The organism is Providencia sp. PROV209 (assembly GCF_028479485.1).
GTDB lineage: Bacteria > Pseudomonadota > Gammaproteobacteria > Enterobacterales > Enterobacteriaceae > Providencia > Providencia alcalifaciens.
The window spans coordinates 199033-218002 of sequence record NZ_JAMPNR010000003.1 but is presented as its reverse complement, the minus strand read 5'-3'; the positions used below and the strand labels follow the sequence as shown (position 1 = coordinate 218002).

Annotated in this window: 14 protein-coding genes; 7 read left to right on the top strand and 7 right to left on the bottom strand. The window is 36.5% G+C overall.

Annotation, left to right across the window (positions count from 1 at the left end; translation table 11 throughout):
- The first annotated feature begins 252 nt into the window (after window positions 1-252).
- The 4 genes from PR795_RS04920 to PR795_RS04905 all read left to right on the top strand — a co-directional run bounded on the left by PR795_RS04920 (window position 253) and on the right by PR795_RS04905 (window position 5005).
- Window positions 253-1716 carry an ATP-dependent nuclease gene (locus PR795_RS04920; RefSeq protein WP_272516699.1) on the top strand — a complete coding sequence of 488 codons (1464 nt, stop codon included), beginning with the start codon at window positions 253-255 and terminating at the stop codon, window positions 1714-1716.
- The gene (locus PR795_RS04915; protein ID WP_272516698.1) at window positions 1673-2164 is read left to right on the top strand and encodes a hypothetical protein; all 492 of its coding nucleotides are present in this window, start codon (window positions 1673-1675) and stop codon (window positions 2162-2164) included. Before PR795_RS04920 ends, PR795_RS04915 begins: the two co-directional genes overlap by 44 nt.
- 2 nt (window positions 2165-2166) lie before the next feature.
- Window positions 2167-3927 (top strand): ATP-dependent helicase, encoded by a 1761-nt coding sequence (locus PR795_RS04910; RefSeq protein WP_272516697.1) that lies wholly within the window; start codon window positions 2167-2169, stop codon window positions 3925-3927.
- Window positions 3928-4177: 250 nt separating this feature from the next.
- Window positions 4178-5005 (top strand): DUF2971 domain-containing protein, encoded by an 828-nt coding sequence (locus PR795_RS04905; RefSeq protein ID WP_272516696.1) that lies wholly within the window; start codon window positions 4178-4180, stop codon window positions 5003-5005.
- Window positions 5006-5838: 833 nt separating this feature from the next.
- Here the strand turns inward: PR795_RS04905 and PR795_RS04900 are convergent.
- From PR795_RS04900 to PR795_RS04870, 7 genes are all read right to left on the bottom strand, one after another.
- Window positions 5839-7218: a sugar porter family MFS transporter gene (locus tag PR795_RS04900; protein WP_181480810.1), complete on the bottom strand. Its 1380-nt coding sequence runs from the start codon at window positions 7216-7218 to the stop codon at window positions 5839-5841.
- 157 nt (window positions 7219-7375) lie between these two features.
- Window positions 7376-8812, bottom strand: coding sequence for a glucose-6-phosphate dehydrogenase (zwf, locus tag PR795_RS04895; protein ID WP_036975860.1), 1437 nt, complete (start codon window positions 8810-8812; stop codon window positions 7376-7378).
- Window positions 8809-9849 (bottom strand): phosphogluconate dehydrogenase (NAD(+)-dependent, decarboxylating), encoded by a 1041-nt coding sequence (gnd, locus tag PR795_RS04890; RefSeq protein ID WP_224050988.1) that lies wholly within the window; start codon window positions 9847-9849, stop codon window positions 8809-8811. Before gnd ends, zwf begins: the two co-directional genes overlap by 4 nt.
- A gap of 1 nt (window position 9850) precedes the next feature.
- Complete coding sequence (locus tag PR795_RS04885) at window positions 9851-10540, bottom strand: ROK family protein (protein ID WP_006661894.1); 690 nt, start codon at window positions 10538-10540, stop codon at window positions 9851-9853.
- Between the two features lie 1247 nt (window positions 10541-11787).
- Window positions 11788-12354, bottom strand: a complete 567-nt coding sequence (locus PR795_RS04880) for a cytochrome b/b6 domain-containing protein (protein WP_036975862.1) — start codon at window positions 12352-12354, stop codon at window positions 11788-11790.
- 192 nt (window positions 12355-12546) lie between these two features.
- Complete coding sequence (locus tag PR795_RS04875) at window positions 12547-13533, bottom strand: XdhC family protein (RefSeq protein WP_181480809.1); 987 nt, start codon at window positions 13531-13533, stop codon at window positions 12547-12549.
- Between the two features lie 19 nt (window positions 13534-13552).
- Window positions 13553-14119, bottom strand: coding sequence for a nucleotidyltransferase family protein (locus tag PR795_RS04870; protein ID WP_006660005.1), 567 nt, complete (start codon window positions 14117-14119; stop codon window positions 13553-13555).
- A 207-nt stretch (window positions 14120-14326) separates the two neighbouring features.
- Between PR795_RS04870 and PR795_RS04865 the strand changes: the two genes are divergently transcribed.
- The 3 genes from PR795_RS04865 to PR795_RS04855 are packed head-to-tail and all read left to right on the top strand — an operon-like array spanning window position 14327 to window position 18902.
- Window positions 14327-17122 (top strand): xanthine dehydrogenase family protein molybdopterin-binding subunit, encoded by a 2796-nt coding sequence (locus PR795_RS04865; RefSeq protein WP_036975866.1) that lies wholly within the window; start codon window positions 14327-14329, stop codon window positions 17120-17122.
- The gene (locus PR795_RS04860; RefSeq protein ID WP_006660007.1) at window positions 17119-17670 is read left to right on the top strand and encodes a (2Fe-2S)-binding protein; all 552 of its coding nucleotides are present in this window, start codon (window positions 17119-17121) and stop codon (window positions 17668-17670) included. Before PR795_RS04865 ends, PR795_RS04860 begins: the two co-directional genes overlap by 4 nt.
- Window positions 17667-18902 (top strand): c-type cytochrome, encoded by a 1236-nt coding sequence (locus PR795_RS04855; RefSeq protein WP_006660008.1) that lies wholly within the window; start codon window positions 17667-17669, stop codon window positions 18900-18902. Before PR795_RS04860 ends, PR795_RS04855 begins: the two co-directional genes overlap by 4 nt.
- Window positions 18903-18970 lie beyond the last annotated feature (68 nt).

The window sequence follows — 18970 nt, the reverse complement described above, 5'->3', positions numbered from 1 at the left end:
TGTTTTATATGGCAATACAGCTTTCCTGTTCTCTTTAAGTCATAATACTCTAAAAAGAAATAAAACCTATACTCAAACTCGAAAAACGAATATTTTCACTTCTATTTATGAGAGTTTTTCCACAAATCAGGGTAGGAGGCTTCAGTTTTTTCTTTAATATATTGAAATTATGTTGTTTTTTAGTTAGAACGTTTATCTAAAGCTTTAACTTGACGTAAGAAATTTTCGAATATTATCAGGACGGACACTCACATGTTTCTAAGTAAATTAAAAATTAAAGGTTTCAGATGTTTTGATGATGAATTTAACATTTCTTTAAATGAAGGCCTTAGTGTTATTGTAGGAGAGAATGGAGCAGGGAAATCTGCTATTATAAATTCAATAAGACAGTTATTTATCGATTCGGAATCAGAACGATACAATATAACTGAGAATGATTTTCATAGCCCATTTAGCAATCCCCCCAAGGTAAGTGATTCATTTACAATTAATGCGGAATTTTCTAATTTAGATGTAAAAGAGAAAGTTGCTTTACTTCCTTGGACGGGAAACTCTGATGTAGCTAAATTAAATTTACACATTGAGAACAAGGAGATAAGAGGTAGATATAAAAAATCACTGTGGGGCGGTGATTCGCAAAGCTCTCAATTTGATTATGAATTATTAGACCTAATCTATTGCATATATCTTCCTCCATTAAGAGATGCTGAATCAAAATTAACCAACGGCCGCCAATCCAGATTATCAAAGCTTTTAAAAGCCATAAACAGAAAAGATCTAAAAATATTAAAAAGAAATGGAGAAGTGCATCCTCTTGTAGATAAAGTAAATACTTTTAATGATGAGTTATCAAACAGTGATTTATATAGTATAAAAACCGCAAATCAATTAATTAAAAACCATCTACAAAATGCAATAGGATTTAATTTCGGTCAAAATACAGCCATTCAATTTGCAGAAAGTGATTTTACTAGAATTGTAGAGAGTTTAAGATTAATATTTTTCCCTAATTTAAATGAAAAAGATACCAAACTTTTCAGAAGTTTAGAGCAAAACAGTTTAGGTTATAACAACCTTCTTTATATAGCCTCTATATTAGCCGAGTTAACTCTCGGTAATGAACAAGATTCATCTACTTGTAGAATATTATTAATAGAAGAACCTGAAGCCCATCTACACCCTCAACTTCAAATAAGATTACTTGATCATTTAAAAAAAGTATCTGAAGATAAAGAAAATAATGTTCAAGTAATTGTTACAACACACTCAACAACTCTTGCATCGTCAGTCAACGTGGATTCTATAATTCACTTATCCAGATCAACTTCTCCAGTAGCAACACGTATAAAAGACTGTGGATTAGCAAAAAAAAGTAAAGAGTTCATTAATAGGTGGATGGATGTGACTAAATCCAACTTACTTTTCGCAAGTGGGGTAATTCTTGTTGAAGGCATAGCCGAGCAAATGTTATTACCTATTTTAGCAAATAGGATATTAGCGGATCGAGGTGCAGGGAAGAATACTTTATCAGATTTAGGTGTTTCTGTTATAAATCTCAACGGAATCTATTTCAGACACTTCATGGGAATATATTGTAACTTTACTATCCCAAGCGAAAAAACAAAGCATGATGGAGATAACATTCCTGTAAGGTGTGCAGGATTGACAGACCTTGATCCACAAAAAAAAAATAACAGAGAGTGTTGGAGAAGATAAATTTATCGAAAAAACAATTATTCCCCATGATGGCAATATGTATGAAGGCACCAACCATGCAATCAAGCTCGTAGAAGAGATAAACTGTTCAAAATATGCAAGACTATATGTAAGCAAATACAAAACACTTGAATATGATTTAGCAATGGAAGGAAATAATATTGCAGTTATGTCAGCTGTACTCTATGACATTTGGCCAACAAATGGGGAAATAAAAAAGAAAATAAAAATAATTGCAGATGTACAAGACGATTGGTCTAGTAAAGATTCAAAAGAGCGGGCAGTAGTTGCGCATGATTTACTACAGTACATTGAGCACAATGAGTTAGGAAAAGGATACTTCGCACAAAGCTTGTCAGACAAAATATCTACAAATCTAGTTATTTTTGAGACACCAGAATATATTAAAAATGCTATTCTCTGGGCATGCCAAGAGGGAGATGAATAAAAATGAAAGACTTTAACTCTCAACAAATAGATTATCTTGAATCCTCCATCAACTCAAGTATTTATCTCGAGGCTTGTCCCGGCAGCGGGAAAACTGAAATTATTGCAGCAAAAGTGGCAAAAGAAATACATAATTGGGGACATTCCCCTGGAGGTCTTGCCTTATTATCTTTTTCTAATAGCGCTACAGAAGAACTTATCTCAAGAGTTCAAAAATACTCTCCAGAAACCTTCTGTAAATTCCCGCATTTCATTGGGACTTTTGATAGCTTTATATTTAAATTTTTAATTAGCCCTAACGCTAAAGACCTAACTAAATTTGAGGGTGAGGATAATAACAACACATTAAAAATCATAGAGGCCACATCGCCATTATTCATTCAAACAAAATATGCATACAATAAACGAGGAAAGATTAAAGCACATCATTTTAGTTTCGATAGAAAAAATAATTGTATACGTTTCAACTCTAATAATTCTGAACTTGATAGAATGAGAAAATCTATAAAATTAGAAGACTGGCAACTTGACGATTTAATCGACACAAAATACAGACTATTTAAATCCGGGTTCATGAATCATGATGACTCGTTATATCTAGCTGAAGAAATTTTTAGTGACCAGAAATATAAAACATATGCGTCATTACTTTCACAAAGATTCCCACTTATAATTATTGATGAATGCCAAGATTTAGCATTCGAGCACTTATTTATATTGCAAAGCCTTCATGATTTAGGTGTTGCACTTCATTTTGTTGGTGATTTAGACCAATCTATTTATGGTTTCCGTGCTGTAAATCCAGCTGATACAATAAAATTCATTGCGGATAACAACTTTAAAAAAATGCCACTAAAAACCAATTATCGAAGTTGTCAGCAAATAATTAATCTTTGTTCAAAATTAATATCAAATAGTGGTATCAGTGGCCAGTTTAGCTCTATGGAATCACCATGTATTGTATTGCAATATAATGAAACGCCATTAGAGCTAATCGACAAGATTGAAAAATCATGTCTCGGTTACAGCAACAACGTAATAGTAGCTCGTGGACATTCAATTTTGGAAAAGTTTACATTTAATGGCATTGAAAATAATCAAGTAAAAAATCTTGTTAACGCAATAAATCTTTTCTCATTTCAAGGAACTCAAAATATTAAAAATGCCTTACAGTTATTTTCGACAGTAATACGCTCAAAATTAAACCATCCAATAAGAGAATCTACGTATAATCGCCCTAATGAAATAGAATCATCTGTACAATGGCGAATGTTTCTTTTCAATACATTAAAATATCTCATCGAGAATAACCTCAATGACTTTACAGTAACATGGAGCAAATGGTGTAAAAATGCTAATACAGTTCTTCCCATTATTCACCAGCAATCATTCATTATTGATGAATTAAAATCGATAGCTGAAGACGTATTTTCCTTACCAATAAAATCACCGTCAGGACTTGCCAAATTTAATGTATCAGAATTCACTACAATAAATGAAAGGAATAACGAAAATTATAAATACGCTACAATTCATAGCATTAAAGGTGAAACCCACGATGTGACAATTCTACTATCATCTCCTTCAAATACAGGAAATAATGGCTCACATTGGAAGCAATGGATAAATAATCCTAATTCAGAATCGGCTAGATTTGCATATGTCGCGAGCTCAAGACCTAGATATCGACTAATTTGGTGTGTCAAAAAATTGAAAGTTGATGAATCTGAATCATTAAAAGAACTTGGTTTTATCATTGAATAAAATATTTAAAGCGGACACTCGCTTGAAGGTGATTTTCTAAAACAGATCAATCAATACCTTTGGATGGCAAGAAGGTATCTATTAAATTTATGGTGATTTAATCTTCATTTGATTATTATATTGTATATATTCATATATTTTGTGATAGAGTTTTTGAGGGGTATGAATGGTTGAGAGTTGGCATTAACTAAGTCATGACGCTCTTATAAGTAAATTATATATTTTTATATAAAACATGGAGTTATGTTTAATGAGTGTAATTTATCACTATTGTGATCTTAATGCATTATTGAGTATTATAAATAATAAGAAACTTTGGGTTTCATCGGCTGGAAACTTAAATGATTACACTGAAATAAATTATGTCAGAAACATTTTCGTTGACTCATTGAATTCAAAGAGAAACCCATCTAGTGATAATGTTATTAATGAATTCATAACTTGTTTTCAAGGTACATTTCCTCACCCTTATATTTGTAGTTTTTCAAAAAATAAAGATCTTTTAAGTCAATGGCGTGCCTATGCTGGTGATGGCTGTGGAGTTTCTATTGGTTTTAATACAGAAGCCTTTGGTTTTTCTGACACAGCACCAATTTTGAGTATGTCTAATGTTCATTCCATTGGTATCAATGAAGTTTTTTACGATGATGTTGAGGTTATTTGTGAGTTTGCTGATCGCATGTCTGAAGCTGTAACTGCATTATCTATTCATAATGAATCGGATAGATGGTTGGGCTACAATCAAATAGCAAGTGAAGTCAGAACAAAATGTTTGTTTACTAAAAATAAATTTTTCGAGGAGGAACAAGAGGTGAGAATTGTACATCTTCCTTTCGTTACAGGAAATGATCGAGGCGAATTTAACGTTTTACATTCAATTTCAGATCTAAAGCAAAGGGTCACAGGCACTAAAATAACTTCGTATTTTGAATATGATTTTTCTTCAAAAGATAACCTTATATTTGATGTTGTTCTTGGCCCTAAATGTGAAATAAACGAATATGAAATTGAGATGTTGCTAGCATCGAATGGCTATCTAAATATACCAGTATCTAGATCTGGCGCGAGTTACAGATAACCAGATTAACATTTTTTTGTTTGTACAAAACAACGTTAATCATGAAGCTCTAGCTTGGGCTGTAATGATGTTTGTATGATGTCCGCTCTTGGCACCAAGCTGCCTGTCAGATTATGTTATACTCTATGCAATAGATTAGTGTTTTATACTGATGTAATTTTACTTTGATAATCTTATAAGTACTATTTTAGCAGACACCTTGTTCTAAATGAGTACACCGCTGAGTACAAAATAAATAACTTAAAATTAAATCATTATAAATCAAAATTATACGACATAAATTTAGGTTTAATGTGTAAACTTACACTTTAATTTCACACCGTTTCATCTCTTAATAAAACAGCATAAAATTCATGAGATTAACTTGGTTTTATGCTGTTTATCGTATCTCAGACGATTCATGAAAACCTACAACTGAATGAATATATAACTGAGTACCGCTTATTTATCTTCGTTGAAATCCACCATCATCGTCTTCATAGATAGCGCCAAGACGGAATTGAGCACCTACATTCTCCTGCTTACCTGATTTATGAAACCACTCAATGACCAATCGTCCGCTGTTTTAAAATCTTTGGGAGCACCGTTACCAAAGTCATAATCGGACCCGATTATAATTTGAGCACCCGCGTCACCACGACTTGCCGTTGCGAAGTTTTAATTTTTAATCCATGCAATATCAGAGTAATTCATATAGCACAAGTAGCTGATTTGAATTGTAAATACAATATACTTACTTGTAGTAATTGAACAATAATAGACGCCAGTAATAAAAAGTTGGATATTTTATACATCAATATCCAACTCATTTTAAGAAAATAGAAAGTAAGGTATTACGCTCTACCTATATCTTTTAAACGATTTCCTTCCATTAATTTTCTTTCTATTTGTTCAAGCGCCACATTTTTAGTCTCAGGTACATAATATAATGTAATGACAATAAATATAATATTAAGTATTGAATAAATCCAAAATGTATTTGTATCTCCTAACAATGATAGCAATGTTAAGAATGTCGCACTCACTAACATATTAGCCACCCAGTTCGCAGTCGTTGAACATGTTATTCCAAAATCTCTGCCTTTTAATGGCTGAATTTCAGAGCAAAGAACCCATATGATAGGACCCGCGCTAACCGCAAAACCGATGATAAATAATAATAATAACGATACACTAATATATTGTAAAAATAGAGTATGTGTTTGATAAGACAGTATATGAGCAAGTAATGCTATACTGATAGCCATAACAGAAAACCCAGCTAATAATAGTTTTTTCCTACCAAAACGGTCAACTATTGCTATAGCAAATAATGTCGCAATTACATTAACAATACCGACTAAAACGGTTCCATACATTTGCTGAGAAGTAGAAGCAAATCCAGCTAAAGAAAATATTTTAGGCGCATAATACATAATTACATTTATGCCGGTAAGTTGTTGCATAAATTGCAATGAAATACCTAAAAATACACTTCTTCGAAAATTTCTATTATCTCTAAATAAATTAAATCCCGATTGTTTCACTTTTAAGCTATTGAGAATATCACCAAGTTCTTGTTCTACTTCCTCTTTGGACTCACGTAATTTGAATAATATTTTTTTAGCTTCTTCAACTTTATTTTTGCTTGCTAACCAACGTGGACTTTCAGGTAAAAATGTAACACCAAAAAATAATAATACAGCTGGAATAGCCGTAATCCCTAACATCCAACGCCAAGCATGATCATAACTAAAACCCGTATCTGATATAAAAGCTAATAATATACCGATAGTAATCATTAGTTGGTACATAGAAATCATGCCACCCCTGATTTTCTTAGGGGCAATCTCAGATAAATAAGCAGGAGTTGTAAATGAAGATATACCAATCGCGAGGCCTAATATAACTCTAGAAAATATAAGAAAATAAGCATTTGGTGATAGTGAAGAAGCTAAAGCTCCAATTATAAATAATACAGAGCTAATAATTAGACTTTTCCTTCTTCCATTACGAGATGAAAGCCATCCACTCATCAATGCACCCAATGCAGCACCTAACATCATAGAGCTAACAATAAATTCTTGTAATGTTGACGAGATTTCAAAATCTCGGCTAATAAATGGAAGCGCTCCTGAAATCACTCCGGTATCTAACCCAAAGAATAGTCCTGCAAGCGCAGCTAATAATCCAACAAAAAACACCATGACATTTATCGAATGTTTTGTTTTCATTATAAAATCATCCTGTTATTAATATATTTCATCGTTGATTTCACTAATTAAATCAATAATTACTTACAATTCGAATAAACCTTAATTTTATAAAATACAGTAAAAATATTTTCCTGTTATGTACATGTAAAATTAAAAATTCACAAAAAAATATATTTCATTGATTACCATAATTAATTGAACGCCAAGAATGATTTTTTTGCATTATTTTATTCTGAGAGTTAGGTCCTTCCGTTCCTGCCTGATAAAGGTCAGGTTCTCCATGACGCCACGATTTTATAATTGGCTCAATGACTCGCCATGCCCACTCAACCTCATCGAATCGTAAAAAGTTACTTTTCTCTCCCTTTAAAGCATCTAATATTAATTGCTCATAAGCAGATACTTCGTATTCTCCCGCATGAGTATAAGGTGCAGTGAGTTCTATATTATGTGTATTTAACTTCATCCCAGGTAACTTAGCTGTCACCTGCATATCTATTTGTAGATTAGGAAGTAATCTAAAAACCAGCCAATTATTGTCAACGCTGATATCGTCAGGCAGTGCTTCTGATGGACCTTTAAATTGAATTGCTATTTCTGCATAATTGCGAGCTAATCTCTTTCCACTACGTAAATAAAAAGGCACACCTCTCCAGCGCCAATTATCAATATCTATCCGTAATGCAGCGAAAGTTTCTGTATTACTATTGGCAGGAATCCCTATTTCATCGCGGTAAGAAATGGTGCTTTTATCATTTATTTTTCCAGCTGTATATTGTCCTCTTGCAGCCCAAGTATCTACATTTGTATCGTTCACCAATCGAATTGATTTTAATATTTCAACTTTATGATCTCTAAGTATTTCACTATCCCAATGTCCTAATGGTTCAATTGCGGTCAATGTTAATAACTGCATTAAGTGATTTTGCAGCATATCCCTCATCGCACCTGCATGGTCATAGTAAACGGATCTATTTTCAACCCCCAGAGTTTCGGCATAGGTAATTTGTACTTGTTCAATATGTTCAGAACACCATATAGGCGCTAATACACGATTAGCGAAACGAAAAATCATCAGGTTGAGAGTGGCTTCTTTACCTAAAAAGTGGTCAATCCTATAGACTTGAGATTCATTCCAATAAGAATGAATTTGACTATGTAAAAACTGTGCCGAATCTAAATCAGTGCCAAATGGCTTTTCAATTAAAATACGCCGCCAATAACTTGAGGATTCTATTGATAGACCAGCTTCTCCAATTTTAACTGCGGCTTTAGCAAATAACGTAGGTGGTAGTGCTAAATAAAAAAGAGCTGAGCCATCAATTTTTTTACTTAAAGTAGCCAGATCTTTTACATCAAGTGAACCACTAATAAAGCTCAAACACTTGCTGAAACTAATCCATTTTTCATCATCAAAATCAAGAACAAACTCACTAAGCGCATCATGAACATGCTCAATAAAATCGTTATCATTCCATTGATCGCATGAGTATCCAATTATATTTAATTTAGAAATCAAACCTAACTGATGCAATCTAAATAACGAAGGCATTAAAAGTCTTTTGGTCAAATCACCGCTAGCACCTAGAATAACTAAAGATAATGGTTTCATTTTTCACCACCATTTAATGTATTTTTTTCTTGGTGACCACCAAAAGCATGACGCATTGCAGATTGTACTCTGTTTGAAAATGAATCGCTTTGCTGTGAAAAGAAACGAGAATATAATGCGGTCGTTAATACTGGTGTTGGTACACCCAAGTCAATCGCAGCAATAGATGTCCAACGCCCCTCGCCTGAGTCAGAAACTTTTCCGGTATAGTTATCTAAGTCTTCTGAGAAAAACATTTCTTGTGCAATCAAATCTAACAACCAAGAACTAATCACACTTCCTCTTCGCCAAAGCTCACTAATATCTTTTAATGGTAATTCATATTTATAATTCATCGGGGATTCAAGGGGGGCTGTTTCCGCATCCACATCTGTTTTATCTAATCCTTGGTTGGCATGTTTTAAAATACTAAACCCCTCTGCATATGCTGCCATTAATCCATATTCAATGCCATTATGGACCATTTTCACAAAATGCCCTGCGCCATTCTCTCCACAATATAAATATCCATTCTCTGCGGGTGATGGCTCATTTTCACGTCCTTGAGTCCTTTTAGCACCTGAAACTCCAGGCGCTAAAGCTTTGAATACGGGTTCAAGGAATTCATACTCGTTTTTGGATCCACCTATCATGAGACAATATCCTCGTTTCTCCCCCCAAACGCCACCGCTAACACCCACATCTAAATAATTTATACCGTCATTTTTTAATTCATTTGCTCTACGGATATCGTCAGTAAAATGAGAGTTCCCACCATCGATAATAGTGTCACCATTTTTTAAGTATGGTTTAAGTTCAGTAATAACCGTATCAACGATGCCTGCCGGAAGCATTAACCATATTTGTTTAGGTTCAGATAAACTTTCAATAAAATTATTTAAATTTGTTGTAAACTTTATTTTTTGGGGTATGTTCGCTTGAGCTTCAATATTCTTGTCATAAACTACACATGAAATACCAGAACAAGAAATACGTCTAACCATCGCAGCGCCCATTCTTCCTACACCGATAAAACCTATTTGTTTTTTCATATTCATCTTATTCATTCCACATTTTCATTCCACCAATAAATGCTTTATCATTACCACCTCTTCTAACATATTCAGGCAGATTATTAAGTCTTACTACGTTGCCGCCACCAAGAACAATATAATCTGGCATGAATACCTGATAGAAATCATCGGTAATATTTAAAACCTCATCTTCCCAATTTTTATTCCCATTTTTTTGTCGGTAAGCATCACAAGTAAAATATTCATAATTATGATCTAAATAATTAAGGTGTCCTAATTCTAGAGAGATAACTTCATTATTCACGACCAAGCTACTACCTAATCCTGTCCCCAATCCTAAAAAAAGCATTTTCCCGCCATCGTAGCTTCCTGTCGCTTGCATTGCGGCATCATTGATTATCTTAACAGGACAGTTAAATGCAGATTCCAAATCAAAGTTCACCCATCCATAACCTAGATTAGCAGGCTCTTTCATTATTCGATTTTCAATAATTGGTGATGGGAAACCAATGCTAACACCCGCGTAATGAGAAAAAGAAAGATTTTCATTTAATTCATGGATAAACTTTTGTGGTGTCATTGAAAGACCTGATTTTATTTTTATCACATTATTTAAATCAGAAGAATAAACCTTAATGAAAGTTCCACCTATATCAATAACTAAGATATTTCTTTTTTTAAAGAAATATTGAACATTCTGATTGGATGATGCCATCAACAATCCCTCCATATTTCAATTTCAATTTCAATTTCAATTTCAATTTCACATAAAAATTTCAAAATAAACATTTAAATAGACATGACCAGCCTAATAAATTTAAAATTTATTTACTAATATATTCAATAAATCCAATTTTAAATTGAGGACAATAAAAAATTAAGATTAGATCATCAAAAAACATTTAATTTAATAATACAAATTTATCTATCGATTGAAAGAAGAAATACAAACCTGTTGATGAATCATTTAATATAATACACGACCACCACATCATAATAAGACTATTACAATAGTATAATGAGATTGAAAATTAATTACATTAATAGTCTCGACTTATGAAGTTAACAACTTAATATAAACATCAAAACAAAAAGTTATTTATGATATATTCCTCTATATAATGCATGTTTTTGAAAATAAAATTTTGAAGAAGTATTATTAAGAGTATGATAACAATTAATAATTTTATTAGCTTCGTAAAATTATACATATATAACGTATCTCTTCTAAAATACTAAAAAATGATTTTATTTTTCAATTTTATCATAAAAACAAAGAATTAGATCATCAAAAATCCGATTGCTTGAAGCATATCGAATAACTTTTGATTCACCTTCTCTGCTAAAGCCATCGTTAAACAATGACATCAATATTGTATGTCACTCGTTTTCTTTAATGGGTACTGGCTACGCTTGTCGTTTTCAACCTTAACAGTCTTTGTAGCGATGACGTGACCTGTGACTGCGTTAGCTATTTCAGAGACTGTCATGACTATTCTTAATATTGTGAACTTCACTAATTTTACATTTCTCATTTCTGACTTCTGACTTTTTATGTTGATACCATCACAAAATAAAATATTTAAGCTATTAATAAATATAAAATACAAGTTGAACACCAAATATACAGATAATAACTCTAATGATGAGGGAGAAGTTAAACATTAACTTAGCCATGATGATGCGACATAATCCTTTGTAAATATATAACAAATTGATTATATTAAACTTTATGGGGTCGATAAAATGAAAATACCACTAATTACGTAAACTTAAGTCAGCCACAAAACAGAATAGCAAGAGTTGGTCATCTCTTCAGTGGCCAATGGCAATAGATAACAACATGTTTTTTCATTCATGCTACGGTAATTTATTGGTATTACGGGTATTTGGTAAAATATCAGATGGGTAGACAATATGGGCACTCATTGCCCATATTGTCTATAAGAGTATCAAATAAGCCTATTTACTTTTCTTCCAAATGACAAAATGAATAATGCCTAAGCCACCATGACCATAAATATAAATCTCAATTAAAATCGTAAGTGATTTATGAATACTCCTAGCCTCTAATGCAAGTGGAGACTGCTGTAACCATAGAATAAACCATGCAATGCCCGATAAAATAACAATTGATAAAGCACCTAATCCTAACCCTTGAACTGTTGCGGCGAGTCCTTTAGGAGAGCTGTCTGGTAGCTTTTTAGCTAAAAGAGAATTTACATCTTCTTTGATTTGTTTAAAGTCGCCCCAGAGATAAGGATAAAAATACCTAAGACCGCGTTGATTAAAGCACGATACAACTAAAAAGAATGTTAAGAAAAAAAGTACAAAACCGGAAACAATATGTATCCAAGTGAATAAATAAGTCATATCAAAAAAAGGAGGAACAACTGACTTTGTTCCAGTCATCCAATTACTCACTATGATTTGCAGTATCACCAAAAGTAAAATTAGTGCATGTAAAACTCTTATTTTTTTAGTTTGGTAAATCCCAAAAAAATCCCAAATTGATTTAAATATGCTCACAATGACTCTCCTTTTTTATAATTATTCGATCGGATATAGCTTTATAGCTTATAACCCATTTGTTATATAAACTGAAGCTCTAACCATAGAACACCTTATATAAAAAACCGCAGACATCTACTGGTTAATTATGCCTTCCTTTTGTGATTAGCGCCCAACTATTAGGGTCACTTACATTCATGGGCTTTATTATTAATGGCTCCGGCTCGTTGCAAGCTCCCGCCCATTCTTATGAGCCACAATGTCCGCCATAATGGCTAACGCAATCTCGGGGGGTGTTTTACTGCCAATTGGGATACCGATAGGCGCATGGATCTGGTCTAGCATTTCAACCGTCAAGCCGCCTGAATTTAATAACCGCTCACGACGCTTAGCGCTGGTTCGGGTTGATCCCATGGCGCCAATATAAAATGCAGAGGTATTAACCGCTTCCATCAAGGTTAAATCATCAATGCGCGGATCATGGGTCAACGACACGATGGCGGTATTGGCTGCGCTTGGATTCTCTTCTAAAAAACGAGCCGGAAATATTTTTTTAATCTCGATTTGCTCTGCAATTTGTCCCGCAAAACGCAATAACTCATCATCTCTATGCTCACAAATAATCACTTCAAAACCGAGCGTCACCGCAAAGTTTGCACAATACACCCCAACATTAGAAATGCCGGCAATAATCAGTTTTGGCGGTGCCATGATATAAAACTGAATATCATCACCGTTGCGCTCAATCTGAGTAGGATGTTGTGAGTTTGGAATCGTTGTAATCTCACTCATATTAGGTAACGTGAGTTTCTTGATAATTGCCGTATAGCCAAGTAATGCAGTTTGAATTTGTGTGAGATATTGGTAAGAACGTTCATTACAGGGTAAATACTCGATAAGAACATCTAAACTCCCTTCACACGGTAAATTCACTTTGGCTTCCACGCCCCCCTGACCATAGCGAACAACTTGGCTATTTTCTAAGTAGTGTCCTTGTTGAATACGTTGAAGAAAATCCTCCTCAATACATCCACCAGAGAGCGATCCCGTATAGCTCCCATCTCCCTTAGCGACTAACAGCGATCCTGGGCTTCGTGGTGAAGAGCCATAAGTATTTAGTACCGTACATAACCAAACTGGCTCCACCTTGATCCAGCGAATAGCTTGAGAGATAACAGAAACATCTTCACGCAGCATATTGAAATCCTATTCATTTTTATTCTTGATTTTTATGGGGAAGATAATCAAAGTCTTTAGTGACATTTTCATCGTTTATCTCTATTTCATAAACAAACTGATGTCGTAAGATTGATTTTGCACCATCATCTCCCACTAAATGAATTAAATTTTGCCGATATTTTTCTGATATACCGACGGGATGCCCCGGTATATTTTTATATACAGGGCGTACTAATGAGTAATTTTTTAATTCATCAGCAATTCGGATAAATATTTCACGGGGTATATAGGGCATATCCCCCAATTGAATTAGCCAGCCATGCCAATTAGGGGTATTTTGCACACCGACTGCAATAGACTCACCTAATCCGTAGCTGTTTAACACGGAAAATGGAATATTAAATTGTAAACAATTATTAATAACGCCATCATTATCAGCGCGAGTGACTACATGAAGAGGCAACCCACTACTCATTGAATTTGAAAGTGTTTTTTCAAAAACCGTTTGTTTATCAAGCAAGTGGTTGAGTTTACTTCCACGTCCTCCAGTGCTTTGGAAACGCTCACTTTTTCCTGCTGCTAATATTAATATGCCTATATTCATGGTTTACATTATACATAGTTATATTTATTGTTTATATTATAAATAATATATAAAAATGACTACTACAATTATTAGTTGTGACGGTCGCCAATTCTAATCACATTTAGATGAATTATTTTTGGATATATAAAAATTTACATTACGACACTGGCAATAAAATAAAAAATAATAAATTGAAGCAATGAAAAATAAGTGTAAGGGTATATTATGAGCAATAATCATGTCGGACTATCCCGCAGACACTTTCTTAAATGTGCTGTCGTTGCTGGGATCTCTTGTTATATCGCCCCTTTGTATAGCCGAGCTTTTGATGTGCTATTCGAGGAAAAAATTCTCCAAGCCCCAGATTGGAATCCCGTCGATAAAAAAATTAAATTTCGTATCGATGGCTATGCCAAAGTCCAAGGCGAAAAAGTCTTTGCTAGAGATATTCGAGCGCGAGACATCCCACATTGGCCTAAACAACAAGGTCATGCCTTTCTTCTGCGCGTCACCGAAGCCGATAAAATTTACGAAGGTTTTAATCTCGAGCGACTCAATGATGGCTTAATGCCTGATCGAATTGTCACCGCTAGCGATTTAGAAAAAGATGGAGTCGCCTTTCCTGAATTTTATGGAGAAGATTTACTTCTACCAACGGGAAAAACCCCCGCTTATTTAGGACAAGCCGTCGCGTTACTGATTTACCATGATTTTGCCAAGTTTAGCTTTGCGAAAGAAACGCTTAAATTCCACGATGACGTCATTCAATATGGCGCGTATACCGGTCCATTACAACGTGACCCATGGGGAAGTTACCGAGGCGTTCGTATTGGCGGTGAAAATCCATTCTCCCCTGATGTCTATTCCAGCATGAAGGATATGCCGATTTCGCCGATTGGCATGAAAAAACACCTACCAATCTGGCCTGAAGGACGTGAAGGTGGGAAGCTGGATGAGGAAGGTATGTATTATGCCGATGAGCTGGCAAAACAACTGGAAAATCCCCCTGAAGACTGGCTGATTATCAAGCGTAAATACTTTTCACAGTCCATCGACACTTGTGCACTGGAACCAGATAACGCCAATGGCTGGTACGATGCTAACACACAATCCTTTCATTTAGTGATCCCGACACAATCACCTCAAGAAGTGGCGGCATCACTCCCTGAAATGCTGGCAAAAACCAAATTTCCGATTAAGCAAATTTTCTTACACCCTTGCTTTACCGTAGGTTATGGCTCAAAAGACCACACTCCGTTCCCATATTATGGTGCAATGGCAACCCTTTATGGTGATGGAGTTCCTATTCGCTTAGCTAATGATCGCTATGAACAGTTTCAATCCACCATCAAACGCCACGCGTTCGATATGGACTATACCCTTGCCGTCAATAAGAAAACCCATAAAATTGAAGCACTTTCCGCCTCATTTATTGGGGATGGTGGTGGGCGATGTAACTTTACCCCGTCTGTCGTAATGGTTGGCGCGACAGGCGCTCAAGCAATTTACTATATCCCTCGCAGTGATTTATCAGCTGTCGGTATCGCCTCTCGTGCCGTTGATGCAGGTTCGGCCCGTGGCTATGGTACCTTACAAGCCATGGCAGCGACCGATATGCTAATGGAAGAAGCCGCCAAATTATTGAATGCCGATCCTATCGAATTTCGCCTGAAAAATATTATCCAATCAGGAATGAAAAATACCCAAGGTGCCATCCCCGGTGGTGCTATTCGAGCCGATGAAGTTCTCACCCGTTGCGCTGAACACCCGATGTGGAAAGAAAGAGCAAAACGGAAAACCGATTTTGAAGCCAAAAATACAGGTAAACTGTTTGGTACTGGCATTTCCTGTGTGCAAAAAGACTTCGGCACAGGCGCTGAATCCTCATTTGCACGGGTTGAGCTCACCCCTGAAGGTAAAATCGCGATTTATCACAGTGGTGCAGAGATTGGTACGGGAATGTCGACATCCCAAGCGGTGGTATGTGCTAAATGGTTAGGTAAACCGGCTGAAGAAGCGCATTTCTCCGTGGTGGATTGGTCCGTGCTCCCAATGATTTCGACGGGTAATCCATTTGCCATGGCACAGGATGAGCAAGACCGTCTTGCAGCGAACCCGCTCTGGACACCAAATTACTGTTCTCCTGCAAGTGCCAGTAACTCTGCTTATTACTTTACCCACAGTACAGAAGAAGCAGCTCGATTAGTTTTCGAATATGGTCTTTGGCCTGCTGCAATGTCCATTTGGCAAGAAGGGATTGGTGGAGGACAAGCTGCGCCATTAGTCGTCCGCCGTGAAGATGCTCGCTGGGTCGCCAATGGTCTCACAGCCGATGGGCTCGAAGTCCTGAGTTTACAACGCCTCATTGATCGTACGTTTGAAATGGGCGGTCTAACAGGTGCGGTTTGCCATGTCTTTAACCGCTGGGAATGGGCTGAAGCTGATTTCGAAATCAATCATGAAACTCGCCGCCTTCCTGTGGATGGTCTTTCTCTGCGTTTTGCCAACAAAGATTATCAAGTTTGGAAACGCCAAAAAGCCTATTATCCTGATACACAGCGAAATAATGCAGGTGTGACCTATTACAGCGCAGTGGCTACCATCTCTGAACTCGCCATTGATAAAGCAACTGGTCATGTTGAATTGCTCGACCATCATACCGTTGTCGAGTGTGGTAATTTAATCGTTCCACAACTCGTTTCAGGACAAATTCAAGGTGGATTGGCGATGGGGATTGGTCATGCCCTCCATGAATATTTACCTCTCTATGAAGATGGACCGGGGAACGGAACTTGGAACTTTAACCGTTACCGTTTACCACTTGCGAGTGACGTTGCAGTTTGGAAACAAACTAGCGAGGTTCTGCCTGGGTTATCCGAAACCGATCCACCGAAAGGGGTTGCTGAAGTTGTTATGATCCCGGTCGTTTCTTCTATCGTTAATGCTATTGCTGATGCAACAGGTCACCATTTCTTAAGTTTGCCTGTTCGCCCTAAAGACATTCTAGAGGTATTATCATGAGCCTAAATTATCTGCCACTCACCATCAACATTAACGGTCAAAAATATGGACCGATGGATGTGCCTGAAGGTCTCATGATGATTGATTTTCTTCATGAGTATGTTGATCTTACCGGTTCTCGCCTTGGCTGCGGTCAAGGTATCTGCCACGCTTGTGTGGTGATTTTAGATAACCCATCAGGCACCAGTGAAGAAGTGCGTACTTGCATTACAGGCGCGCACTTCTTTAACAATAAAAGTATTCGCACCGTTGAGGGTGCTGCAACGAAAGAAGAAAATGGGGAAGTTAAGTTATCCCCTGTTCAACAAGCGTTTGTCGACCACTTTAGTTTCCAATGTGGTTACTGCACCCCTGGTTTTGTGAATGCTGCAACGATTTTTGTTGAAGAATTGCAACGTAATCCTATTGCCGAAGAAGACTTAGAAGAAGCCATCAAAACCGCCCTGAATAACCACATTTGCCGCTGTACTGGCTATGTCCGTTATTATGAAGCCGTGCGTGATGTCGTCATGAGTACCCCAGGACTAATCAAGGAGGCGATAAAATGATCAAACGTATTATTTTATGGCTGATAGCGATAGCTATTGTGGTCTTGGCGGTTCTTTATTGGTATGAAAGCCGCAAACCTGATGGTCCAGTACAAAAAGTCACCGCCAGCGCGGAAGAAATTGAGCGTGGTCGCTACCTCACACTAGCAGGTGATTGTGCCGCCTGTCATACCAGTGCTAATGGTGCGCCACTAGCTGGTGGTTTTCCTCTTGATACCCCATTCGGTACCATTTATAGCAGCAACTTAACACCTTCTGCCGATTATGGTATTGGCCGTTGGACGAAAGACGAATTTCACAAAGCCCTCACAGAGGGAATTTCTCCGCCAAGTAAAAATCTTTACCCAGCGATGCCATATACCTCATATAAAGGCATCAGTCGCAGTGATTCTGATGCGATCTATAGCTATTTAATGAGCCGCCCTGCGGTCGATGTCGCACCACCTGAAAATTCACTTCCTTTCCCACTGAACCAACGGATGGCGATGATTGGTTGGAATCTATTATTTTTCAATGACACACCGTTACCAAATAGCTCACAAGGTAGCTCCCCTGAATGGGTGCGCGGAAAATATTTGGTTAATGTGTTAGAACACTGTGCTGAGTGCCATACCCCAAGGGGCGTCTTCGGTGAAATGGAGTTAGATAAGTACATGAAAGGTGGCTCACTGGGTCGTTTTACAGCCCCAGACATTACACCTGAAGCCCTTGCAGCACGTGGCTGGACAAAAGAGGATCTGCAACAATTCTTCATGACAGGACTTGCGCCGCAAGGTTCCGCTTACAGCGATATGCACCCTGTTATTTATCTCAGCTCTCAACATCTCACTCCGGAAGATAACAAAGCCATCGCCACATACCTGATGGGTGATAATCCACCAGCCACATTACCGCTCAAAATGGGTGAAGGCAATCCACAAGGAAAACAGGTTTATCTTGAAAGCTGTTCAGGGTGTCACTCTTATGATGGTGAAGGTAAGCCAAATGTTGCGGTCGCAATGAAAGGGAACTCAACGTTGCGTGATGTGGATAGCACCAATCTCATCAATGCTGTTTTAGATGGTTTGCCGGAACAAGCGTTCCCAAATAACCAAAACATGCAAAGTATGCCGGGTTTTGCTGACAAGCTTAATGACCAACAAATTGCGGATTTGGTCAACTTCCTCCGAGTTCAATGGGGTGGTCAAGCCGCAGATGTTACCCCTGAGCAAATTAAAGCGCTGCGTAAATAACGTATACTGCACTTCATAAAGGCTTACCGCGAGTATTAGGTAAGCCTTTATTTTATCGAACCCTTTCA